22 protein-coding genes and 1 tRNA gene are annotated in these 21841 nt (G+C 68.7%); 12 read left to right on the forward strand and 11 right to left on the reverse strand.

Annotated elements, in window-relative coordinates:
• The first annotated feature begins 7 nt into the window (after positions 1–7).
• Positions 8–463, forward strand: coding sequence for an SRPBCC family protein (locus VGC47_03355; protein ID HEX9854330.1), 456 nt, complete (start codon positions 8–10; stop codon positions 461–463).
• Between the two features lie 61 nt (positions 464–524).
• On the opposite strand, the gene VGC47_03360 is transcribed toward VGC47_03355, so the two are convergent.
• The 3 genes from VGC47_03360 to VGC47_03370 all read right to left on the reverse strand — a co-directional run bounded on the left by VGC47_03360 (position 525) and on the right by VGC47_03370 (position 2325).
• A tRNA-Pro gene (locus tag VGC47_03360) sits at positions 525–601 on the reverse strand.
• 31 nt (positions 602–632) lie between these two features.
• Positions 633–1883 (reverse strand): hemolysin family protein, encoded by a 1251-nt coding sequence (locus VGC47_03365; protein ID HEX9854331.1) that lies wholly within the window; start codon positions 1881–1883, stop codon positions 633–635.
• Positions 1884–1932: 49 nt separating this feature from the next.
• A complete protein-coding gene (locus VGC47_03370; GenBank protein HEX9854332.1) occupies positions 1933–2325 on the reverse strand; it encodes a response regulator in 393 nt (130 codons plus the stop codon).
• A gap of 106 nt (positions 2326–2431) precedes the next feature.
• On the opposite strand from VGC47_03370, the gene VGC47_03375 reads away from it, so the two are divergent.
• A complete protein-coding gene (locus VGC47_03375; GenBank protein ID HEX9854333.1) occupies positions 2432–3715 on the forward strand; it encodes an NfeD family protein in 1284 nt (427 codons plus the stop codon).
• A 299-nt stretch (positions 3716–4014) separates the two neighbouring features.
• Positions 4015–4272: a WhiB family transcriptional regulator gene (locus VGC47_03380; protein HEX9854334.1), complete on the forward strand. Its 258-nt coding sequence runs from the start codon at positions 4015–4017 to the stop codon at positions 4270–4272.
• On the opposite strand, the gene selB is transcribed toward VGC47_03380, so the two are convergent.
• A complete protein-coding gene (selB, locus tag VGC47_03385; GenBank protein ID HEX9854335.1) occupies positions 4226–6058 on the reverse strand; it encodes a selenocysteine-specific translation elongation factor in 1833 nt (610 codons plus the stop codon). The genes VGC47_03380 and selB overlap by 47 nt on opposite strands.
• Positions 6059–7399 (reverse strand): L-seryl-tRNA(Sec) selenium transferase, encoded by a 1341-nt coding sequence (selA, locus tag VGC47_03390; GenBank protein HEX9854336.1) that lies wholly within the window; start codon positions 7397–7399, stop codon positions 6059–6061.
• Positions 7400–7460: 61 nt separating this feature from the next.
• Between selA and VGC47_03395 the strand changes: the two genes are divergently transcribed.
• From VGC47_03395 to VGC47_03410, 4 genes are read left to right on the forward strand one after another with little or no spacing between them, the layout of a single operon-like run.
• Positions 7461–7841 (forward strand): FxsA family protein, encoded by a 381-nt coding sequence (locus VGC47_03395; protein HEX9854337.1) that lies wholly within the window; start codon positions 7461–7463, stop codon positions 7839–7841.
• Positions 7838–8629, forward strand: a complete 792-nt coding sequence (locus tag VGC47_03400; protein ID HEX9854338.1) for an NUDIX hydrolase — start codon at positions 7838–7840, stop codon at positions 8627–8629. Before VGC47_03395 ends, VGC47_03400 begins: the two co-directional genes overlap by 4 nt.
• Positions 8626–9408 (forward strand): MBL fold metallo-hydrolase, encoded by a 783-nt coding sequence (locus tag VGC47_03405; protein ID HEX9854339.1) that lies wholly within the window; start codon positions 8626–8628, stop codon positions 9406–9408. The genes VGC47_03400 and VGC47_03405 overlap by 4 nt, the downstream gene beginning before the upstream one ends.
• 2 nt (positions 9409–9410) lie before the next feature.
• The gene (locus VGC47_03410) at positions 9411–10607 is read left to right on the forward strand and encodes a peptidoglycan DD-metalloendopeptidase family protein (protein ID HEX9854340.1); all 1197 of its coding nucleotides are present in this window, start codon (positions 9411–9413) and stop codon (positions 10605–10607) included.
• A gap of 4 nt (positions 10608–10611) precedes the next feature.
• Here the strand turns inward: VGC47_03410 and VGC47_03415 are convergent, their stop codons facing one another.
• Complete coding sequence (locus VGC47_03415; GenBank protein HEX9854341.1) at positions 10612–11754, reverse strand: Mrp/NBP35 family ATP-binding protein; 1143 nt, start codon at positions 11752–11754, stop codon at positions 10612–10614.
• 148 nt (positions 11755–11902) lie between these two features.
• On the opposite strand from VGC47_03415, the gene VGC47_03420 reads away from it, so the two are divergent.
• The 4 genes from VGC47_03420 (at position 11903) to VGC47_03435 (ending at position 14927) form a co-directional block, all read left to right on the forward strand.
• On the forward strand, positions 11903–12268 hold the full coding sequence (locus VGC47_03420) for an iron-sulfur cluster assembly accessory protein (GenBank protein ID HEX9854342.1): 366 nt from the start codon (positions 11903–11905) through the stop codon (positions 12266–12268).
• Positions 12269–12362: 94 nt separating this feature from the next.
• The gene (locus VGC47_03425; protein HEX9854343.1) at positions 12363–12743 is read left to right on the forward strand and encodes a Rid family detoxifying hydrolase; all 381 of its coding nucleotides are present in this window, start codon (positions 12363–12365) and stop codon (positions 12741–12743) included.
• 34 nt (positions 12744–12777) lie between these two features.
• Entirely contained in the window at positions 12778–13335 is a 558-nt protein-coding gene (locus tag VGC47_03430) for a hypothetical protein (GenBank protein ID HEX9854344.1), read from the forward strand.
• Between the two features lie 80 nt (positions 13336–13415).
• Entirely contained in the window at positions 13416–14927 is a 1512-nt protein-coding gene (locus VGC47_03435) for an aldehyde dehydrogenase family protein (protein HEX9854345.1), read from the forward strand.
• A 21-nt stretch (positions 14928–14948) separates the two neighbouring features.
• On the opposite strand, the gene VGC47_03440 is transcribed toward VGC47_03435, so the two are convergent.
• The gene (locus tag VGC47_03440; GenBank protein ID HEX9854346.1) at positions 14949–15581 is read right to left on the reverse strand and encodes an MBL fold metallo-hydrolase; all 633 of its coding nucleotides are present in this window, start codon (positions 15579–15581) and stop codon (positions 14949–14951) included.
• Positions 15582–15656: 75 nt separating this feature from the next.
• On the opposite strand from VGC47_03440, the gene VGC47_03445 reads away from it, so the two are divergent.
• Positions 15657–16169, forward strand: a complete 513-nt coding sequence (locus VGC47_03445) for a DUF664 domain-containing protein (protein HEX9854347.1) — start codon at positions 15657–15659, stop codon at positions 16167–16169.
• A 302-nt stretch (positions 16170–16471) separates the two neighbouring features.
• Here the strand turns inward: VGC47_03445 and VGC47_03450 are convergent, their stop codons facing one another.
• The 4 genes from VGC47_03450 to VGC47_03465 form a co-directional block, all read right to left on the reverse strand.
• Positions 16472–19102, reverse strand: coding sequence for a hypothetical protein (locus tag VGC47_03450; GenBank protein ID HEX9854348.1), 2631 nt, complete (start codon positions 19100–19102; stop codon positions 16472–16474).
• A 1-nt stretch (position 19103) separates the two neighbouring features.
• On the reverse strand, positions 19104–19598 hold the full coding sequence (locus tag VGC47_03455) for a sigma-70 family RNA polymerase sigma factor (GenBank protein ID HEX9854349.1): 495 nt from the start codon (positions 19596–19598) through the stop codon (positions 19104–19106).
• Between the two features lie 157 nt (positions 19599–19755).
• Positions 19756–20412, reverse strand: a complete 657-nt coding sequence (locus tag VGC47_03460) for a response regulator transcription factor (protein HEX9854350.1) — start codon at positions 20410–20412, stop codon at positions 19756–19758.
• Positions 20412–21719 (reverse strand): glutamine synthetase family protein, encoded by a 1308-nt coding sequence (locus VGC47_03465; protein HEX9854351.1) that lies wholly within the window; start codon positions 21717–21719, stop codon positions 20412–20414. The genes VGC47_03460 and VGC47_03465 overlap by 1 nt, the downstream gene beginning before the upstream one ends.
• Positions 21720–21841 lie beyond the last annotated feature (122 nt).

A 21841-nucleotide genomic window follows, 5' to 3' on the forward strand; every position in this document is an offset into this window, starting at 1 on the left:
AACGGACGTGCAGTCGACCGCATCGATCAGGATCGACCTTCCGATCGCCGACGTCTTCAGGTTCGTGACGACGATCGAGAACATGCCGCGCTGGATGATGGGCGTGAAGTCGGCCCGGCTCGTCTCCGCCGAGATGGCCGAGGGAGCCCACTTCGTGCTCGACTACATCAGGGGGTGGCGACCCTACGAGATGGAGCTCGAGGTCGTCGAGTTCCAGCCCCCGACGTTGCTGGCGATTCGCACGGCGAAGGGGCAGTTCGCTTTCGAGGGACGGATGGAGCTGGCGACGGTCGACGGCGAGACCGAGGTGACGAACATCATCGAGGCCGGGCCGGACAGCCTCTCCAGCAGCATCGCCTCGGTCCTCCTCGGGCCGATCCTGTCGCGGAGCTTCGCGAAGCGCCTCCTTGCAGAGCTCGAGGGCTTGCGGCGTGCCATCAGAGGCGAGTCGCTGCCGCAGTGACGACTCCTGAAGCCGGCTCCACCACGCGAAGAGGGCCCGCCGACGCGGGCCCTCGTTCGACTGGTCGGGACGGCCGGATTTGAACCGGCGACCTCATCGTCCCGAACGATGCGCGCTACCAAGCTGCGCCACGTCCCGATCGGGGCGGCCATTGTAGCGATGCCGCCGGTCAGGCGACCGGCTCAACCCTGATCCTGTCGATCCTGTTGCGCTCCATGGAAAGCACCGTGAAGCGGTGGCCATCGGCGACCACGAAGTCGCCCTCGTCGGGGATGCGCCCGGCGAGCGACATGATGAGCCCGCCCGCCGTGGTGTACGGGCCCTCGGGGAGCCTGCACCCGAGCGCGTCCTCGAGGTCCTCGATGGGGAGCCTGCCGTCTGCGAGCCATTGGTCGGCGCCGATCTTCACGACCGAAGGTATCCCGGGGTCGTACTCGTCCTGGAGCTCTCCGACGAGCTCCGACACCAGATCCTTGATGGTGACGATGCCCTCGATGCCGCCGTGCTCGTCCACGACGACCGCGAAGGCGAATCTCCGTCGTCGCAGGTCCTGGAGAACCTGCAGGATCGGAGCCGACTCGGGGACGGCATGTGGCGTGCGAATGAGCCGCTCGATCGCGGCGGGGGTTGCGTCGTCGGCGAGCTGCAGGACGTCCTTGACGTAGAGGACGCCGCGTAGAGAGTCGAGCTCTCGTTCCGCCACGGGATACCGGGAGTGGCCTGTCTCGGCGACAGCCTTCCGGACAGCCTCGACCGTGACGGGGAGGGCGAGGGTCTCGATGTCGACCCGCGGCGTCATCACCTCCCTCACCGGTCGGTCGGCGAGGCCGAACAAGGCGTCGATGATCTCCCGCTCGACCTCCTCGATCTCTCCTCCGGCATGCCCGAGCGCTGCCAGGGCCCTGATGTCCTCCTCCGTGACGGCGCTCAGCTCGACGCGCGCCGGGACTCGGAACATGCGGAACAGAATTCGCGTGATCGAGGTGAAGAGTCGAGCGATCGGGGCGAGCACCCTGGAGAGCTGGAAGACCAAAGGCGCCACGGCCAACGAGAACGCCTCGGGATAGCGGGCTGCCAGCGTCTTGGGCGTGATCTCGCCGACGACGAGGATCACCGCGGTGACGACGAGCGTCGCCAGCCAGGGACCCCACCGCTGACCGAGCAGGTCGATGAAGAGGGTGGTCGCAACGGCGGCGCCGAGGATGTTCACCAGGTTGTTGGCGACCAACAGCGTGCTCAGCAGTCGATCCGGGTCGGAAACGAGTTGCTGGACACGGCGTCCCCGCCTCGAGGTCTCGGCGAGCTGGTGGACCCGCTCCTTGCCGATCCCGATCAAGGCCGTCTCCGACCCCGAGAAGAAACCGGACGCCAGAGCGCACGTCGCCAGGATGAGGACGTAGATCGTGTCGGCGGTGTTCACGAGCCTCCCCGAGAGGAGCCCGTACTGGCAGGGTCTCCGGCGCGCTCTGTCACTCGGCGGCCTGACCCACGAGGTTGCCGGCGATGGCCGATTCGACGGCCGTGCTCAACAAGTGAGCGGTGAACGGCTTCACGACCCATGCGGCCGCTCCGGCTCGCTTGGCGAGGAAGGCGTCGGCCTGCCGATCGAGCAGGACGACGACCGGCGTCGCCTTCTCGTTGTCGATGGCGGCTCGTTGCCGTATCGAGCGGGTGATCGCCATCCCGCCCATCGATCCCACCTGGAGGTCGACGACTACGGCGTCATATGGATCGGCGTCCAGCTCGGCGGTCACGGTGGCAGGATTCGAGTGGTCGATGAGGTCGAAGTCGGGTGTCGTGAGGGCGGCGTGGACCTCGTTGCGCACCCATGGCTCGTCGGCGACGACGAGGATCGTGGACATCGCGGCGAGGATAGTGTGCCGCCACCGGCGCGCCGCACGCCGGGGCGGCGCGTTACCGACGCGTTGTCAGGATCGGGGCCGCAACCTCCCCCCTAGCATCCCGCCCATGCGCCGCGCTCTCACGCTCTCCGCGCTCGCCTCGATGTCTGTGCTGCTGCTCTCGACGGCAGGCTCCGGGGCGCAGCCGGCGAGTGGAGCCGTGATCGTGGCGGACGTGAGAGGCCCGCTGGATCAACGAGCACTCGACTTTCTCACGGCAGCCGTCGAGACGCCTGACGCCCAGGTCGTCGTCCTTCAGATCGACAACCCGGGCATCGCATCCGGGGATCCGTCGTCCCTCATCGATGCGATCGTGGCGTCCCGGACCCCCATCGCCGCGTGGGTCGGGCCGGCCGGCGCCGAGGCGTATGGGGGAGTGGCGGCGCTGCTCGCCTTCGCCGACATCGCAGGAGCTGCCCAGGGTGCCCGCATCGGACACCCCAGCCCGATCGTTGCGAGGGGAGCAGACGACCTGCTCGGGGGCGATCCCGCTCGACCCGACCGACTGGCAGCGATCGCCGCCATCGATGGGACCGTCGACATCACCAGCGCAGATGCCGGCACCGTGATGCTCGACAGTGTCGTCCCGACCATCGGTCAGTTCATCGCCGGCCTGGACGGGAAGACGCTCGACGGCGTTGTGGTCGAGACGGCGCAGGAGCGCACCCTCGAGGACGGCACAGTGGTCCTCGAGCCCTCCGTCCAGGTCCGGTTCATCAAGCCGGACGTCCTGACCAGGACGTTCCGCCTGGCGTCGCGGCCCGAGGCGACGTTCTTCTTCCTGGTCACCGGGTTGGCGGCGGTGGCCTTCGAGTTCTACGCGGCGGGCGTGGGGATCACTGCCGGGGTCGCATCGCTGTGCCTCGTCCTCGCCGGCTACGGGGTCGCAACCCTGCCGATCGATTGGGGCTCTCTGGTTGCGGTCCTCGTCGGGATGGCGGCTTGGACCGCCGACTTCCAGCGCAACCAAGTCAGGTGGCGATCCGTCGTCGGCACGGTGCTGCTCGTCTACGGAGGGCTGACGCTCACCACGGCGGCGCCCCAGTTCGCGCCGAGGTGGTGGGCGATCGCGCTCACCGTGCTGGGCGCCGGGCTGTTCTACGTGTTCGCGCTGACGACCGTGATGCGCGCCCGGTTCTCCACGAGGACCATCGGGCGGGAGTACCTCGTCGGCCGCCTCGGTGTGGCCGAGACCGGCTTCGATCCCGAGGGGTATGTCCTGATCGACGGTGGACGGTGGCGGGCTCGCTCGCACCGGGCGGCCGGGATCGCCGCAGGCGATCGTATCGAGGTGCTCGAGGTGAACGGGATCGTCCTCGAGGTCGGTCCCCCGCAGGGTGGCGGTGGCTAGTGCTCCGACCAGCAACCTGCGGTTGCTGGTCGAGTTTGTCGCCTGCGCCCCTACCGGGGCTTCGGCTCTGCTGGTGCGGCCTGCCGGCCGCGCCTGTTGCCCTGGTCGAAGCGGCAAGCCGCTCCGACCAGTACGAGGGGGCCGGCACAAGGGCCGCCCCCTCGTGCACCCCCACCAAGCATGCGAACGTTTCTGGTCGCCGCTCTAGCCGGCGCACTGCGCCATTTTTTCCCTGGCCTGTGGACAAGTCGCTCGCTAGGTTGCCGGGGCTGTTGGAGGAGACGCGGAGGAGGAGTCGCGTGGTCCCACTCGACCGGACCTGGCAACCAGTCGCACTGTGCAGGGGCAACCACTCGCACCTGTTCTTCCCGCCGAGCACGGCGGAACGGAAGGACGAGCGCGAGAGGCGGGAGGTGAGGGCCAAATCGATCTGCAAGGTCTGCCCGGTACGCTCCGAGTGCCTCGACTATGCGATGGCGATCAAGGAGCCGTACGGCATCTGGGGAGGGCTCACCGAAGCCGAGCGCCGTCAGATCCTCGCCCGGGCTGCCGTCTGAGACGGCGGAGATCGCCCTGACGGCTTGTCCAGCCCGTCCTGTCGAGCCATTCGAGCAGCGGAACCGCGTGGCGGCGTGACACGCCGAGGGCGTCCCGGAACTCGGCAACGGTGAACCCGTCCGGCAAGCCCTCGAGGTGTCCTCGGATCTCTTCGATCTGCTCGGGCAGGTACACGAGGTCGTCGGCGACCCTCACGAGACGCTCGCGGCGCAATGCGGCGTGCATCGTCTCTTCGTCCATGCCGAGGTCTCGGGCTCTGGGCACGGCCAACCCGTCGGCTCGCAATGCCTTGGCTGCATCTCCGAGCGCCGCCTCGTGGCGATCATCCCACCCGCCCCCGAACGACGTCGATCGCACGGTCGACCCGTCGTCGACCAGGCCGGCCGCCGAGGCAACCAGGGCGTCGACGATCGCAGGAGGCAGCCCGAGTTGTGAGGCGAGCGCCGCCTTGGGCATACCGGCACGGAGCGGGTTGGCCGCGTGGAACCCCGCTACGGCGACGGCCATGCGAGCAGCAGCGTCCTCGGCCTTCTCGATGGAGAGGGCGGTGCCGCCTGCGATGAGTGCTTCGTTCGGCGCTCCACCTCCCGTGTCCGTCGCCAACTCCGCCAGGGGTGCGGTTCCTCGAATGCGAAGCAGCGTCGTTGCCTGAGCGGCGGCGTCGTCGGCCGCCGCCGCCCGCAACTGCGGCACCGCTGCCCGCAGGGCTCGCATGTGGACGGGACCGGGGTGGGGGTCGATGACCGTCCCGCCGGCGACGACGGCGCGCCTGCCGGTCTCACGCAGGATGAGACGGTCGCCGACGGCCAGAGGGACTTCGCCGGTCAGTTGTAGGAGCGCCGCGCCGGGGTTCTCGAGAGTCTCCGCCGTCAGGAGCCGCAGCCTGGCCGGCCAGCTCCCGGACCCGACGTGGACGTGATACGCGCCTCGATCGCCGACCTCGCCGCCGAGGCCGCGCACGGCACGCAGGTCGGCGATCACCGCCCGGGTCGTCCTGAACTGACCCGGCCGCGCAAGCATCGTTCCTCGCTCGACGTCGAGCCGGTCGACGCCTGCCAGGTTCAGAGCGGTCCGGTTGCCCGGTCCGACCGAGTCGACCTCCTCCTCATGCGACTGGATCGAGCGGACCCGGACGGCAGTTCCCCGCGGCCACATCGCGAGCTCGTCGCCGCGGGCCACGGCGCCGCCGGCGAGGGTGCCGGTGACGACCGTGCCTGCGCCCGGTATCACGAAGCTGCGATCGACCCAGAGCTTCGGCCTTCCGGCATCATCAGGCTCGCCTGCGGCGCTCAGCTCGGCGTCGAGGGCGGCCACGAGGTCGTCGATCCCGCGGCCGGTGATCGCAGACACGCGGACGATGGGCCACGGTTCCATCCCGGTGCCGGCGATCCGGTCGGCGATCTCCAGCTCTGCGAGCTCGACGACGTCATCATCCGTGATGTCGACGCGCGTGAGCGCGATCACGCCGCGACGGATGCCGAGCAGCTCGAGAACAGCGTGATGCTCCTCGGTCTGGGGCATCCAGCCTTCGTCGGCGGCGACGACGAACAGGGCGACGTCGATTGCGCCGACACCGGCCAGCATGTTCTTCATGAAGCGTTCGTGGCCGGGCACGTCGACGAACCCGACCGAGTGCGAGCCGACCGATGCCCAGGCGAACCCGAGGTCGATCGTGAGCCCTCGTGCCTTCTCCTCCGGCCAACGATCGGGGTCGCGGCCCGTGAGGCGGAGGACGAGGGTGGACTTTCCGTGGTCGACGTGCCCGGCGGTGCCGACGATTGGCATTCAGCGCCCGTCGCGGAGCGCGGTCGCCACCGTCTCGTCGTCGCTCGGCTCGACGGTACGCAAGTCGAGAACGAATGCATCGCCGCGCCGGCGGCCGAGGATCGGTGGGCTGTTGCCGATGAGCCTCTTCCACCAGGCGTCTGCCCCGCCGAGGAGCTCGAGATTCGGCGAAGGAATCGCCTCGCCGGGCACCGAACCGGCTCCCGGCAACGACTCTCCGTCGACGACCTTCCCCTCGACGCCGGCGGCGTCGAGGACGGCGGTGTGGCGAGCTGCCAGGTCGTCGTACGAGAGGGTTGCGATTCGCCAGAACGGGATCTCGCGTCCCCGCCCCGAGGCGTACAGCTCGAGGGTCCCCGCCAGGGCGGCGCCCGTCGGCCCGTCGAGGCGCAGCGCCCTGGCGACAGGGTGCCCGGCCATACGTTCGATGAGATCGCGGCGGCCGACCGCGATGCCGGCTTGCGGCCCGCCGAGCAGCTTGTCGCCGCTGAACAGCACGACAGACGCTCCCGACTCGATCGTCTGGCGAGCCCCCGGCTCCTGGCGTAGCCACGACGGTGGATCATCGTCCAGCCACGGTGTGCGCGTGTCGAGGAGGCCGCTCCCGATGTCGGCTACCAGAGGGACTCCCTTGGCGGCTGCGAGCTCCCCGAGCTGCCGGTACCCGACGTCCTCGGTGAAGCCGTCGATCCGGTAGTTCGACGGGTGTACCTTGAGGATGACGGCGGCCCCCTCGACGGCGCGCTCGTAGTCGGCGAGGCGGGTCCGGTTCGTCGTGCCGACCTCGTGGAGCTCTGCGCCGGATGCCGCCATCAGTTCGGGAAGCCTGAAGGAGCCGCCGATCTCGATGAGCTCTCCGCGCGAGACGACCACCTTCCCTCGCCCGGCGATGGCCGCCAGCGCCAGGTACAGGGCTCCTGCGTTGTTGTTGACGGCCAGAGCGGCCTCGGCGCCGGCGAGGGTTGTCAGGAGTCGTCTCACGTATCCGGCCCGGCCGCCGCGGGCGCCGGTGACGATGTCGAGCTCTACGTTTCCGTACCCGGTTGCCTGTTCGGACGCCTGCAACGCGGCGGCCGGGTGGAGTGGCGCCCGCCCTAGGTTCGTGTGGAGCAACACGCCGGTGGCGTTGATGACGCGGCGGGGACGCGCCGTCGACAGGCGCAGGGCACGCGCCTCGACGAGCTCGTCCGGATCGGCCTCGCCTCCGTCGATGATCGTCCGGCGGGCGTCGTCGAGAGCCACCCTGGCGAGCTCGACGACCAGCGACCTGGGGAGTGCGTCATGGCGAGTGTGCACCCGATCGGCGAGGACATCGACGCTCGGCAGGTCGCGAGGCTCCATGGAGGCGCAGGTTAGAGGGCTCGCGGAGACCCACTCCTCGGGCTTCGGTATCCTGAGGGCCATGCGTCCTGCCCCTCTACTGGTCATCGCGTTCGTGGCGGTCCCCCTGGCCGAGATCGCCCTCTTCCTGGCCGTGGGGCGCAGGATCGGCGTGCTGCCGACGCTCGTCATCGTGCTTGCCACGGCCGTGATCGGCGCCTCGCTGGTGTCGCGTCAGGGTCGCGGCGAGCTCGCTCGTGCAAGGACGACCCTGATGGCGGGGGCTTTCCCGAGTGCCGAGCTGGCCCATGGGGCGATGATCCTCCTCGCCGGAGCGCTGCTCCTCACACCCGGATTCATCACGGACACCGCCGGATTCCTGCTCCTCGTCCCGCCTGTCAGAGAGAGGGTCAGGGCGTGGTTGGCGCGGCGCTACGGCAGGGGGGTCGTGGACCTCGGATGACGGAGCCAAGGCCGTCGTCGACGCTTTGCTGCCTGCGCCCGACGGAACCGGACGGCTTCGAGGTGCTCATGGTGCAGCGATCACCTGGCGCCCGGTTCATGGCGAGCACCTGGGTCTTCCCCGGTGGCGCCGTCGACGACATCGACCGCCTCGGGGACAACGCCGGGTTGCTGACCGGGGCCGCCGACGGCGACGACGTGCCGTGGATGCTGGCTGCACTGCGCGAGCTCGTCGAGGAGGTCGGCATATGGCTCACTCCGCAGCCGTTCGGCGAGCCGGATCGCCGCCAAGGCGCCGCCGTGTACGAGCGTCTCAGGCGTGAAGGCCTCGTGTTCGACGGCGCGGCTCTCGGCTATTTCGCCAACTGGATCACCCCGACGCTCGTGCCGGTTCGCTTCGACGCCCGCTTCTACGCGGCGGTCGTCCCCGGCGGAGTCGATCCGCATCCCGACGGACGAGAGATCGCAGCAGCCACTTGGATCACACCCTCGGAAGCGCTGGTGACCTCCTCGATGGTGGTCCCGCTGCCGACGCAGGAGATCCTCCGGCACCTGGCCTCGTTCTCCTCGGCCGAGGATCTCGTCGCCCACGCCCGCCGGCTCGACAGCGTCGAGCCGATCCAGCCGAAGCTGCACGTCGACCCGGAGGGAGACCTTGAGATCCTCATGCCGGGCGACGCCGGCTTCGACGAGGTGGACGAGACGCGTGCCCCGGACGAGGGGGCCCTCAGGTCGGCCGTACGCCGTGCCGAGGGGAGGGGAGTGAAGCTTCCCGAAATGCCGAGATGATCCGCGTCGCGGTCGTCCTCGCCCCCAATCCCGGACTGTTCACGGGGCCCGGCACGAACACTTACGTCATCGGCGACGAGGGCACGGTTGCCGTCATCGACCCGGGGCCGGTGATCCCGGGTCATCTCGATGCCATCGTCGGCGAGATCGGCGATCGGCGGGCGGCTGCCGTCCTGGTGACGCATTGCCATCCGGACCACGCTCCCGCCGCCAATCCCCTCGGTGTTCGTCTGGGTGTCCCCGTCGTCGGGTACGGCCCCGGCCCCGACTTCAGCCCCGATGTCACGATCGGCGATGGCGAGGCGTTCACCGATGGGGGCCTCGAGGTCGTGGCGGTGCACACACCGGGCCATACCGCAGATCACCTCTGCTACCTGGTCGGCGACGTGCTCTTCACAGGCGACCACATCATGGGCGGGTCGACGGTCGTCATCGAGGACGCCGCCGCCTACATGGCGTCGCTCGAGAAGGTTCTCGCCGTCGACCCTCGCCACCTCTATCCGGGGCACGGTCCCGAGCTGCCGGATGCCAGGGCGGCCGTCGAGGAGTACGTCGCCCACCGCCGGCTGCGTGAGGATCAGATCGTCGAGGCGGTCCGCGCCGGGGCGCATTCGGTCGACGAGATCGTCGCCGCCGTCTACACCGACGTCGATCCCACGCTCCACTTGGCGGCTGCGCTCCAGGTGAGAGCGGTTCTCCAGAAACTGACGTCGGAGTCGCGGCTATCCTCCCGGCGGGGCACGGATGAGGGCGGCAGCTTCCACGCGTTGGAGGAATGACGGTGAAGCGGTTGGTCGCAGTGCTCGTGCTCTTCGGGCTCATGGGCGCGCCCGCATACCTCCACGCGGCGATTGCGCAGGGCGAGATCACGCCGGACGACCTGGCCGCCGCCGACGCCGAGCGCCGCGCCGTTGGTCGGGAGCTCGCCGGCGTCCTCGGGGAGTACGACGCAGCCGCGGTGCGGTCGGCCGAGCTGTCCGCCGACCTGGCGCAGCTCGTCACCGAGCTGGCGGCACGCGAGCAGGAGCTCGAGATCATCAGGACGCAGGCCGAGGCGGTGGCGCGACAGCTCTACATGTCGCGCGGTGACTCCGGGCTGCTGCTGCTCCTCGACTCCGAATCCATCAACGAGTACCCGGTCCGGCAGGGCTACCTCCGATATGTCTCCAAGAGCGACGCGGCGACGTTGTCGAGGCTCGAGGCGGTGAAGGGCAGCTACGCCGATCAGCAGAGCCGCCTCGACGAGGCGATCACGGAGCAGTCGGCGGTCGAGCGGCAGCTCGAAGAGCTGTCGAACGAGATCCTCGGCCGCCTGCAGGCCGCCGACGAGGCCTACAACTCGCTGGTGGCCGCCTATGAGGCGCAGGAGGCGGAGAAGGCTCGCCTCGAGGAAGAGCGCCGCCGTCGCGAGGAAGAGGAGCGTCGCCGGCGTAACTCGACGACGACGACCGAGGCGCCCGACGACGATGGTGGCGACGAGACGACGACGACGGTCGCCGATGACGGAGGCGACGATGGTGGCGACGACACGACGACCACGACCACCGAGCCTCCTTCCGAGCCGCCGCCCGACGGCGACATGACGTGTCCCGTCGCGGGTGCCACGACCTTCGTCGACTCTTTCGGAGCGCCTCGATCCGGTGGCCGCGCTCACATGGGCGTCGACATGATGGCTGCTCGCGGAACCCCCCTGGTAGCCATCGAGAACGCAACGGTGGCCAGCCTGGGCAACGGTGGTCTCGGTGGGATCACCGTGTGGATCCGAGGTGCCAGCGGCGACACGTACTACTACGCCCACCTCGACGCCTGGGAAAGCGGGCTCGGGGTCGGCGATCGCCTGTCCATGGGTGAGCGGCTCGGGTACGTCGGCAACACCGGCAACGCCGTGTACACATCGCCGCACTTGCACTTCGAGCGCCACCCGGGCGGCGGCGGAGCCGTGAACCCGTACCCGCTGGTCCGCGGCCTCTGCCTCTGACGGCTCAGCTGCCGAGCCGCTCCAACTGGTCGGCGAGGACGGCGATGCGAGACGTGCACGTCTCGTCCTCGGCGGGCGGCACCAACTCTGTGAGGGCCTTGGCTGCCGCGATGATCGCCGAACCGGCGGGCGACGCGGCATGCTCACGCACGACCGGCCTTCCCTCGTCACCGCCCTCGACCACATGGGGATCCAGTGGGATCTGGCCGATGAGCGGCACCCCGAGATCGGCGGCCAGGGCGCTCCCCCCTCCCCTTCCGAACAAGTCGTAGTGGCGGCCTTCATCGGTGGTGAAGCCGGACATGTTCTCGATGACGCCGACGACGGGCATGAACGACCGGCGCGCCATGTCGGCGACCCGGGCCGCCACCTTCTGGGCAGCCTTCTGCGGCGTCGTCACGACGACCATCTCCGCCTGCGGCAGCAGCCGGGCGAGCGCCATCTGGATGTCGCCGGTCCCGGGTGGCATGTCCAGGACCAGGTAGCCGAGACTCGACGGCCAGGCGACGTCCCGCAGGAACTGCTCGAGTGCTTTCGAGAGCATCAGTCCCCGCCACATGAGAGCCGTGTCCTCGTCCCCGACGATCAGCCCCGTCGAGACGAGGTGGATCCCCTCCACCTCGACGGGAACGATCTTCCGATCCTCACGGGCCTCGAGGCGACGGTCTGCGGCCCCGAGCATGCGCGGGACCGAGAACCCCCAGATGTCGGCGTCGAGCAGCCCCACCTCATGGCCCTGGTCTGCGATGGCGAGGGCCAGGTTGACCGAGAGCGACGACTTGCCGACGCCTCCCTTGCCGCTCGAGACGGCGATGACCCTCGTCAGCGGGCTCACCATGGTCGGGGCGACGTTCTCCCGGGCGTGCCTCCGCGCCGTCATCATCAGGCCGGACCGCTCCTCCTGCGACATGGCGGTGACCTGCACGGTCACCTCTTCGACGCCCGGCATCGCCCTGACCTTGCGGACCACGTCCGATTCGATCTGGTCGCGCATCGGGCATGCGGCGATCGTGAGGGCGATCTTGATGGTGACGCTTCCGCGGTCGATGACGACGTCCTTCACCATCCCGAGCTCGACGATGTCGGCGCCGAGCTCGGGATCGATGACGCCACGCAGCGCCGATTCGACTTCCTGTCTGGCGACCATGCTCCGATGGTATCCCTGCCACGCGGTGCCGGTGGGCGGCCGCCGCCCCGGGGGCGCTCAACTCGTGTCGGATGCGGCCTTATACTCGACGGGTAGGACGCCGATAGTCGCTTGGGAAGAAGCCAGGCTTCCAGGAGGTTGGGTCACCGTGATCACGAACGAACCGGCAATCGCAGACCAGCAGGTCACGCAGCCAATGCTCACAGATTCGGCGGCTGCCAAGGTGGCGGAGCTGATCGCGGCTGAGGGTGATCCTTCTCTGGCTCTGCGCTTGGCGGTCCGGCCCGGCGGCTGCAGCGGGTTCTCTTACGAGATGTTCTTCGATGCCCAGGTCGACCCGACGGACGTCGTGAGCGAGACCGGCGGAGTGCGGCTGGTCATCGACGAGCAGAGCGCTTCGATGCTCCCCGGGGCCACGGTGGACTACAAGGAGATGGGTCTGCAGGGCTCGGGGTTCGCCATCAACAATCCGAACCAGCAGCGCTCGTGCGGCTGCGGCCAGAGCTTCTGCTGACCTCGAGACATCCTGATCCAACCAGCGGGCCCCACGGGGCCCGCTTTTGCGTCGTGCGTACGATGCGCTCCGCACGTAGCGCGAGGAGGATCCATTGCCGAAGACGATTCATCATTTGGAGAGCTCCCCGAAGGCCGTCGGCCCCTACTCGGCGGCCACCGAGGCAAACGGCTTCGTCTTCCTGTCGGGGCAGGTCGGGATAGACCCTGCCACCGGTACGGTCGTCGACGGTGGGGTGGCCGCCGAGGCTCGCCAGGTGATGACGAACATCACGGCGATGCTCGCCGAGCTCGGGCTGTCGCTCGCCGACGTCGCCAAGTCGTCGATCTTCCTGAGGGACATCGCAGACTTCGCCGCCGTCAACGAGGTCTACGGCGCGTTCGTCGCCGAGTCGAAGCCTGCCAGGACGACGGTCCAGGTCGGCGCCCTTCCTCTCGGCGTAGCGGTCGAGATCGAGATCGTCGCCGCCCGCTAGGAACGCCGCGACTTCGCCCACCGTCGAACGTGCCATGAGGCAGATCATCGCCCTCCTCGCCCTCGCGCTCGTCGTCCCGGCGTGTACGAGCGGCGAGGAACCGCCGGCTCCCTCCCTCGCAACGACCGAGGCGGCCGCCCCTCACGAATGTGACGCCGAGCCCGGCTCGCCGACCGACCTATCTGTCGAGCCGGCCGACTGGGAGGCGTTCGGCGATCACCAGCGCTGGACGGACGGCTCGGGGTGCAAGGTGAGGCTCGACGTGATCTCCCACATCCACGGTGCGGCCCACTGTGACTGGGAGTCCGCCGAGTTCATCACGATCGGCCGCCCTCTCGGCGCCGCGACCGGGGTCTACACCGAGGAGACGATCAACCGTTACGTCTGGGATCCGGAGCATGTCCTGTTCGACGGACCGCTCGCCGACTCGATCGATCTCGCCGATCTCCCCCAGACGGCGATCGACACGGGATACCGGCAGGGCGGCTCTGTGATGTGGATCGACGAGTCGGATGAGTCGGTGCTCTTCGTGGTCCACGATGACTTCGCAGACGTGTGGCAGAGAGACCTGACCGCCGGCCTCTGCGACTGAGGCGTAGCCCGCACGCCCCCGGTCACCCCGGGATGGTGCCACCGCTAGCGTTCCGTGAACGACTTCGAAGGAGCAGGACGTTGGACCGCGACCAGATCTTCTCTGCCCTGGGCCTCGATACGCAACCCTCCGGCGTCTTCGGAGGAGCCTGGCTCGACCCGTCAGGCGAGCCGCTCGAGAGCGAGAACCCGGCAACAGGTGGCTCGATCGGCACCGTCCGGCAGGCCTCCGTCGCCGACTACGGCGTCGTCGTCTCGGCCGCCGAGGAGGCGTTCTTGGAGTGGAGGATGCTGCCGGCACCGAAGCGGGGCGACTACGTACGCCAGATTGGCAACGCCCTGCGCGATCACAAGGAGCCTCTCGGGGCGCTCGTCTCCATGGAGATGGGCAAGATCCGCGCCGAGGGCGAGGGCGAGGTCCAGGAGGCGATCGACATCGCCGACTTCGCCGTCGGCCTGTCCCGGCAGCTCTACGGGCTGACGATGGTGTCGGAGCGGCCGCGGCACCGGATGTACGAGCAGTGGCACCCCCTCGGTCCCATTGGGATCATCACCGCCTTCAACTTCCCGGTGGCGGTGTGGGCGTGGAATGCCTTCGTGGCCGCCGTGTGCGGTGACACGATGATCTGGAAGCCGTCGCCGGCGGTGCCGTTCACCTCGATCGCAACGACGAAGATCTGTGCCGAGGTGATGGCCGGGACCGGCTACGAGGGTGTCTTCAACCTCACGGTCGGCGGTATCGACGTCGGAGAGGCCATGGTCGGAGACAGTCGCCTGCCGCTGATCTCGGCGACCGGCTCCGTGCGGATGGGCGCCACGGTAGGCGCCAAGGTGGCCGGGAGGCTCGGGCGCTCGATCCTCGAGCTCGGCGGCAACAACGCCATCATCGTGATGGACGACGCCGACCTCGACCTGGCCGTTCGCGCCTCCCTGTTCGCTGCCGCGGGAACCGCCGGGCAGCGCTGCACGAGCCTTCGCCGCCTCATCGTCCATCAGGCGATCTCCGATGTCCTGGCGGAGCGCCTGGTGGAGGCGTATGCGCAGATCCCCATCGGGGATCCCCTCGACGGCGGCACGCTCATGGGGCCGCTCATCAATGGAGACGCCGTCACCAACACGAAGGCCGCCCTCGACATCGCCCTCGAGCAGGGAGGCGTCCTTCTGTACGGCGGTGCCCCGGTCGACCGACCGGGCCACTTCTTCGAGCCGACACTCGTCAAGATCCCGGCATCGGCTGCGATCGTCCAGGAGGAGACGTTCGGGCCGATCATGTGGATGATCGAGGTGGACAGCCTCGACGAGGCGATCTCCGTGCAGAATGGCGTGCGACAGGGCCTCTCCTCGGCGATCTTCACCGACTCGCTCCGCAACGCCGAGCGGTTCCTCTCGGCCGAGGGCTCGGATTGCGGCATCGCCAACGTGAACATCGGGACGTCCGGCGCCGAGATCGGCGGCGCCTTCGGAGGCGAGAAGGAGACCGGTGGCGGCCGCGAGGCCGGCTCGGATTCGTGGAAGGCCTACATGCGCCGCCAGACGGTCACGATCAACTGGAGCTCGGAGCTGCCGCTCGCCCAGGGCATCGAGTTCGGCTGAGGCCCCCGGTCGAGGCCACCCTCAGACCGAGTAGCTCTCGTTCCACTTGAGGGGGACGAACTCGATGCCGGCGTTGGCGAGCACGCCTCCGGCGATCCCGTAGAGGAACTCCTGGCCGAGGGGGCTCATGAAGAAGTCGTGGATCGGGATCACCTGGCGTGGTCCGAGCCTCTTGGCGAAGGCAACCGATTGCGTCGTCGATCCCCAGGGAGCCAGCAGGGGCAAGGCGAGGACCGGGGCGGTCTTCGTCAGCGAGTAGCTGTCGCCGGGATGGGTGACGACGTTGCCGATGGTGTAGCTGCGATTGGGCACGGTCGACCCGTTCGGCAAAGGCTCGTGGAGGGCGTCCTCGGCCGTCACGTAGCCGGGCAGGTCGTCCGTCACTGCCGGTATGTCGTGCTCGGCGAGGAGTCCGGCGACCGCCGTGTTGGCGTACACCACGACGTCGGGAGAACGGTCACGCAGCCACTTCACGAACCCGGGGTTGACGTGGTCGCGATGCTCGTGCGTGATGAGCACCCGGTCGACCTGGCCGATCGAGGCCAGGTCGACCTCGCCGGACTCGAACGTGAAGAATCCCGGATCGGTGAGCGTCACCCCGTCGTCGCTGGTGATGAGGAGACACGAGTCCGTGAGGCGTCTGATCGTGGTCATGTTCCGAAGATAGCGATCGAGATGTGCCGGACGCCCCGGGCGGGTACCGTCGGCCAACCACGACGAGGAGGTGCGATGGAGTCACGGGACGTGCTCGCCGATGCCTACAACCGGATCAGGGAACTGGTGCATGTCGCCGCATACGCGATCGGTGCAGAGGATCTGGCATACCGTCCGGAGCCGGGGGCGAACTCGATCGCATGGCTCGTGTGGCACCTCACCCGCATCCAGGACGACCACGTCTCAGAGATCGCCGGGCTCGAGCAGGCATGGGTGGGGGAGGGGTGGGCGCCACGCCTCGGCATGGACCCGGACCCGGCCAGAACCGGGCAGGGAGACGGTCCGAACGAAGTCGCCGCGATCAGCCCCAAGACCCCGAACGACCTGCTCGCCTACCACGACGCCGTCGCCGATCGGACGAGGCGCTACCTGGCGACCGTCGACGAGGACGAGCTCGACAGGATCATCGACACTGCCTACGACCCGCCAGTGTCGGTGGGCGTCCGCCTCGTCAGCGTGATCAGCGACAACATCCAGCACGCCGGCCAGGCCCGCTACTTGCGGGGGATCGTCGATCGGCTGAGGTGAGCCGGGCCCCAGGTCGTCCCCCGGACGCGAGTCGGACCCGGGAGCGGGGTGCTCATCCGGGCCCGATGCTGAGCTCAGCGACCGCGGTTGCGACGCCGGCGTTCTGCTGCGCGGCGATCCTCCCGCAGCTTCTGCTGTACCAGGGCAACCGCCACGATGGGGTGCACGTTCATCATGTTTCACCTCGTTTCACACTTCAGCCGTAATAGGTGTAGCCGATTACGACCCTTGCAGATTATCACGAGGTGTGTAATAGGTCAAGCCGATGAAGACGGTTACACCGTGAACGATAGTTCAGGCGGTCACTGCCATGGAGTCCACACGTGCCGGGCGATGTCGAGAGCGACCTCGGGCGTCCGGCAGGCCACGTCGACGACGTCCGTCGACCCGGTGGGCCACAGCAGATGCTCCTCGCCGGCTGCCGAGTAGGAGAGCCCCTCGACCGGATCGCCGCCGACCGCGTAGTCGAAGGCGACCACCACCGCCTCGTGGCCGAGGGCGCTTCGGATCGCCGCCTCGGCGTCACCGTGAGTTCCGGTGACGGTGCAGCGGCCGCCGTCGGGGTGCGCCAGCTCGACACGGATGCGCGACGCCTCGTAGAAGTCGTCAGTCCCGCTGCTCCCGGTCACGGCGATGAGCTCCCAGCCCGCCGGGATGTCGAGAATGCTCGTGTTCATGGCGAGGCGGCGCGGCCCCGACTCGAGCACCGCCGGATCGAGGCGGTACAAGCCCTCGGCCGTCCATGCGTAGAGGTGCTCGCCCGTCGAGATCGTCATCTGGGGTGCGTCGAACGACGGGGCGGTGATCGGGAGCCACGATTCGGACCCCGTGCTCCAGAGGGCATAGCCGGCGCAATGCTCGACGACGGGACGGCCGTTCACCGCGTGCGCCCGCGGCTGGCACTCGTAGAAGCGGAGCGGCACCGGGGGGTAGGCGGTCCACGCCCTGGTGTCGGGGTCGAACCCTGCGGCGCGCATCTCGTAGTCGGCGGCGAAGACCTCGGTACCGGTCCAGACGCCCGACGTCGCCAGCGGCGTGAGGCTGCTCACGGAGGGAATCCACTCGTCGGCGGCGGCGTCGTAGGAGGGGCCGTTCGGGACGACCACCGCCAGCCCGTCGGCCCAGACGGCACGCGATCTCTCGTGAAACTCCGCGGGAGGAGCGGCGATCGGTCGTACCGAGCCGCTCTCGGGATCGACGGCGAGGCGGGCGTCGACGTCGATGATCTCGCTCCCCGTCCACACCGCCCTGGTCACGTGCGACGGCTGCAGGGGCCAGTCCTCGATCGTGCGCCAGGCGTTCGTCGACGGCTGCCACGCATGGGCCCTGCCACCGGCCCAAATGATCAGCTCCCGACCGGTCCACACCGACGACACTGCGTCGCCGACCGAGGCGATGGGTGCCTCCGCCATCTGGCGCCACGTCCCCGTGTCCGGGGCATACGCCGCGCCGCTGGTGGAGCCCCCCGGCTCGCCGCCCCACAGGACGATCTCGTCGCCGGTCCACTGAGCCACGTTGGGCCACTGCGGAGCCGGCGGCCCGGGATCGAGCGCCTCCCAGTCTGGCGAGAGAGCCAGATCGCTCGGAACGGGCCGCGGTTCGAACTCGTCGGGGATGGCGATCGGAAGAGGCGGCGGCAGTGTGCCCGTGATCCGAAGTCGACGGAGCACGTACCCGGCTCCTCGGTCGACGGTCCAGGTCTGCACCCCGATGGTCACGAAGCCTTCCGCTCCCGCCCAGTTGTCTTCCCAGTTCGTCCGGAGGGCGAGCTCCTCGTCGGGCGCGGAGCTATGCAGCGTGCCGGTCGAATCGAGGACCCCGAAGGCGCCGTCGACCCACCCGATGAAGCGAACGCTGCCGTGGTACCCGCGTGTGTCCGTCACCGACGACGACGTCGTATCGATCCGGGTGACCCGGCTGGAGGCGTCCGGGTCGTCGGGCGGCGTGTCGCCTGCGATGTACACCGTGCTGCCGTTGAGTGCAAGCACTCCATCGGAGTGAGTACGAACGTCGACGATCGTCTCGAGCGATCCCGACTCGAGGTCGAGGCGGACGAGCGGGTCACCTGCGCTCATGACCAGCCAGGCGTCGCCCCCGGAGATGGCGACGTCCCCCGGGATCGACGTGCCCAACTCGTAGATCCTCGTCACCTCGTTTGCGGCCGGATCGATGCGTGCCAGCGCCCCGCGAGCCGTCAACAGCCACACCGAACCCTCTGCGACGAGCAGCTTCGACGGCACGAACCGGCGAGCTTCGGGTCCTGACCCCACGGCGAACGGAAGGCTCGGCTCGACCTGTGCGACGGCTGCTCCGGTCACGGGGTCGAGCCTCGTGAGCCTTCCCGACGGCCAGTGCGCCACCCACACCCCGGCGGCCGGGTCGGCGTCGATCTGGAATGGTCCGTCTGACAGTGGCGTCTTGGTCAGCTCGGCGCCGGTGAGCGGGTCGAGCGAGAAGACGATCGACTGCTCCCGAGGTTCATCGATGTCGAGGGGCGGATTGGCGACCGCGATCACCCAGAATCGGCTCCCGTCGAACGCTGCCGACACTATCCCCATGCCGTCGGGGGCTCGGATCACGTCGCCGACGGCTTCGGCGTCGATCTCTTGGGCGGTCGTCGCCGAGGTCGTGCCGCTCGGCGTGGTGCCCGGCGACACAGGCTCGTCCCCCGGGGTTCCGATCCAGGCGAGCAGCCCGCCGAGCAGCACCACGCCCGCCGAGGCGACCGCGAGGCGCCACCGAGCGCCAACCGTCCGACGTCGGCGAGATGGGGTTGCCCACCCGTCGGCGGCTCCCGGATCGAGAACCTTGACGGCGCCCTCGCCGGGGCGGCCGGACTCGGTGAGCGTGCGATAGAGGCGCTCGGCGAACTCGGCCGAGGGGGCCTGCTCGTCGAGCGACCGCAGGAGGGCGGCAACGTCTCTCTCGTTCATGTCAGCCACCTGCGGCACCTCGATACGCCGCCGACAGGGCGGTCCTGGCGCGCACCAAGAGCGATTCGGTGGCTCGCTCGCTCCTGCCGAGGAGCTTCCCGACGTCCCTCACGGAGAGGTCGTCGACGTAACGCAGCACCAGCACAGCCCGGTGTGGTGGCGTGAGCGACTCGAGGGCCGCGATGATCGGACTGGCCGGCTCCGGGGGGTCCAGCGATCGCGACCCGCTCGTCGCCTCGAGTATCGCCAGGCGGCGAAGGGATGCCGACTGCCGCCGCCAGTGGTCGACGAGCCGCCGCCTGGCGATCGTGACGATCCACGCCATTGGCGCTCCGATCGGCTCGCCCGCCTGCATCGCCTTCACCGCTGCCACGAAAGTCTCCTGTGTCAGGTCCTCGACGATGTCTCGACGCCCGCCGCACCGCTTCGAGAGATAGCCGTAGACCGCCGGGAGGGCACGGTCGTAGAACTCGCGGAACGAGTCTTCGTCGAGCACGATCGGATGTTCATCCGGTCCCCGCTGGGTCATCTCTCACCGGTTTAGTCGTCGCCGGGGCGAGATTCCCGTCGCCGGCGGGGTGCTCAGTGGGGCGAGCGTGTCAGGAAGAGGGACTTGGCGGCGCCGCCGGCGAGGCGCTACCTGCAGCGCCGGATCACCCGAAGCGGTAGCCGACGCTGCGGACCGTGGTGATCCAGCTCGCTCGCTCCTCGCCCAGCTTGGCGCGCAGGCGGCGGACGTGGACGTCGACGGTGCGGGACCCGCCGAAGTAGTCGTAGCCCCACACCTTCGACAGGATCTGCTCGCGGGACCAGACGCGGCCGCGATGCTCGACGAAGAAGCGCAGCAGCTCGTACTCCATGTACGTGAGGTCGCGCGGCGCCCCGCCGACGGTCGCCTGATACGTGGCCGTGTTCAGCTCGAGGTCGTCGAAACGGATGACGTCCTTGCCCGGGTCCGCATCGGCGACGTCGATCCCGCCCAGCTTGGCGAGGCGAATCTCGAGCTCGGTGCGGTCGATCGGCGAGAGGAGGAAGTCGTCGTACTCGTCGATCTCGGCGAGCAGCTCCGTGGCGGTCCGGTCGACGACCAGGAGCACCGCCAGGCCGAGCTCGGCCCGCACCTTGGCTGCGATCGCCGCCGCCGACCCGATGTCGTCGCGCACCTCGACCACGGCCGGGCCCCAGCCACCCTTGGGCGACTTGCTCTCCAACTCGTCCAGTGCCTCGAACGGCACCGGCTGGCAGCCGGCCCCGATCAATGCCGCCGTCAGGGACGTCGATGGGGTCGGGGGGTGGATGGGGACGTACATCACAGCACTGGTAGGTAGTTGTCCAGCTCGAACCGTGAGACGTGGTGCTCGTAGCGCTCCCATTCGCGGCGCTTGTTCTTGAGGAACCACGAGAAGACGTGGTCGCCGAGTGCCTTGTGGACCAGCTCCGACCCTTCCATGGCGTCGAGTGCTTCGGCGAGGCTGGCCGGGAGACGGTGTGCGCCGACAGGCGGGCCGGCCACCTCGCCGGGTCGCTCCGGGAGCTCGTAGCTGTTGTCGATCCCTGCCAGGCCCGCCGCCAGGATCACCGAGAACGTGAGGTATGGATTGCACGCAGGATCTGGTGCCCGGTACTCGATGCGAGCTGCCGACGCCTTGCCGACCTTCGGCGTCGGCACTCGGACGACGGCCGTCTGATCGCTGACGCCCCACGTCTCGTAGACGGGAGCGTCGAACCCCGAAACGAGGCGCTTGTACGAGTTCACCCACTGGTTGGTGACCGCAGTGATCTCACGGCCGTGCCGCAACAACCCGGCCAGGAACTTGGTGGCGATCTTCGACAGACCGTACGGGGCGCCGTCCTCGTGAAAGACGTTCTCGTCGTTCTGGAAGAGCGAGAGGTGCAGATGGAGGCCCGACCCGTCGTAGTTCTCGAGCGGTTTGGGCATGAAGGTGGCATAGATGTCGTGCTCCATGGCCACCTCCTTCACAGCGAGGCGGGTCGTGACGAGGTTGTCTGCCATGCTGAGGGCGTCCGTGTGGCGCAGGTCGAGCTCGTGCTGGCTGGGGGATACCTCGTGGTGCGATGACTCGACAGAGATGGAGAGGTTCTCGAGCGCCATGATCGTTGCCCGCCGGTACTCCTGGGCGACGTCGAGAGGTGTCAGGTCGAAATACCCGCCGCGATCCAGAACCTGCGGGTCCGGGCCGCTGTCACGGAAGTAGAAGTACTCGACCTCGGGCCCGACGTAGAACGAGTAGCCGAGCTCGTGGGCCCGCTCGAGATTTTGCCGGAGCACCCAGCGAGGGTCGCCGGGGAATGGCTCGCCGTCCGGCGTCACGATGTCGCAGAACATCCTGGCGACCCCGGCGTCGCCGGGACGCCATGGCAGGATCTGAAACGTCCGGGCGTCGGGCATGGCGAGCATGTCGGACTCCTGATCGCGGGAGAAGCCGTCGATCGCCGACCCGTCGAACCTCATACCCTCGTCGAACGCCGTCTCGAGCTCGGCGGGGGTGATGGCGAACGACTTGAGGAAGCCGAGGATGTCGGTGAACCACAAGCGCACGAAGCGAACCCCGCGCTCCTCGACCGTCTTGAGGACGTATTCCTTCTGGTTGTCCACCGAAGCCTCCTGGCCGGGCGCGCATCGTAACCCGCCGCCAAGCTCGCCAGACACCCCTCGACTGCCACGAAACACAGAATTCACATTTCCGCAATCGCCGTGAAACGGCGGCTTACGATCGT

This window comes from Acidimicrobiia bacterium (genome assembly GCA_036396535.1).
In the GTDB taxonomy this organism is placed as follows: domain Bacteria; phylum Actinomycetota; class Acidimicrobiia; order Spongiisociales; family UBA5794; genus DASWKR01.

What these genes read in the sequence shown, in the direction of transcription:
- VGC47_03370 (HEX9854332.1), bottom strand. Translation starts at nt 2,325, where the DNA reads ATGTCCACGATCCTCGTCGTCGCCGACGAGCCATGGGTGCGCAACGAG.
- VGC47_03375 (HEX9854333.1), top strand. Translation starts at nt 2,432, where the DNA reads ATGCGCCGCGCTCTCACGCTCTCCGCGCTCGCCTCGATGTCTGTGCTG.
- selB (HEX9854335.1), bottom strand. Translation starts at nt 6,058, where the DNA reads ATGCCAATCGTCGGCACCGCCGGGCACGTCGACCACGGAAAGTCCACC.
- selA (HEX9854336.1), bottom strand. Translation starts at nt 7,399, where the DNA reads ATGGAGCCTCGCGACCTGCCGAGCGTCGATGTCCTCGCCGATCGGGTG.
- VGC47_03395 (HEX9854337.1), top strand. Translation starts at nt 7,461, where the DNA reads ATGCGTCCTGCCCCTCTACTGGTCATCGCGTTCGTGGCGGTCCCCCTG.
- VGC47_03400 (HEX9854338.1), top strand. Translation starts at nt 7,838, where the DNA reads ATGACGGAGCCAAGGCCGTCGTCGACGCTTTGCTGCCTGCGCCCGACG.
- VGC47_03405 (HEX9854339.1), top strand. Translation starts at nt 8,626, where the DNA reads ATGATCCGCGTCGCGGTCGTCCTCGCCCCCAATCCCGGACTGTTCACG.
- VGC47_03415 (HEX9854341.1), bottom strand. Translation starts at nt 11,754, where the DNA reads ATGGTCGCCAGACAGGAAGTCGAATCGGCGCTGCGTGGCGTCATCGAT.
- VGC47_03430 (HEX9854344.1), top strand. Translation starts at nt 12,778, where the DNA reads ATGAGGCAGATCATCGCCCTCCTCGCCCTCGCGCTCGTCGTCCCGGCG.
- VGC47_03440 (HEX9854346.1), bottom strand. Translation starts at nt 15,581, where the DNA reads ATGACCACGATCAGACGCCTCACGGACTCGTGTCTCCTCATCACCAGC.
- VGC47_03445 (HEX9854347.1), top strand. Translation starts at nt 15,657, where the DNA reads ATGGAGTCACGGGACGTGCTCGCCGATGCCTACAACCGGATCAGGGAA.
- VGC47_03450 (HEX9854348.1), bottom strand. Translation starts at nt 19,102, where the DNA reads ATGAACGAGAGAGACGTTGCCGCCCTCCTGCGGTCGCTCGACGAGCAG.
- VGC47_03460 (HEX9854350.1), bottom strand. Translation starts at nt 20,412, where the DNA reads ATGTACGTCCCCATCCACCCCCCGACCCCATCGACGTCCCTGACGGCG.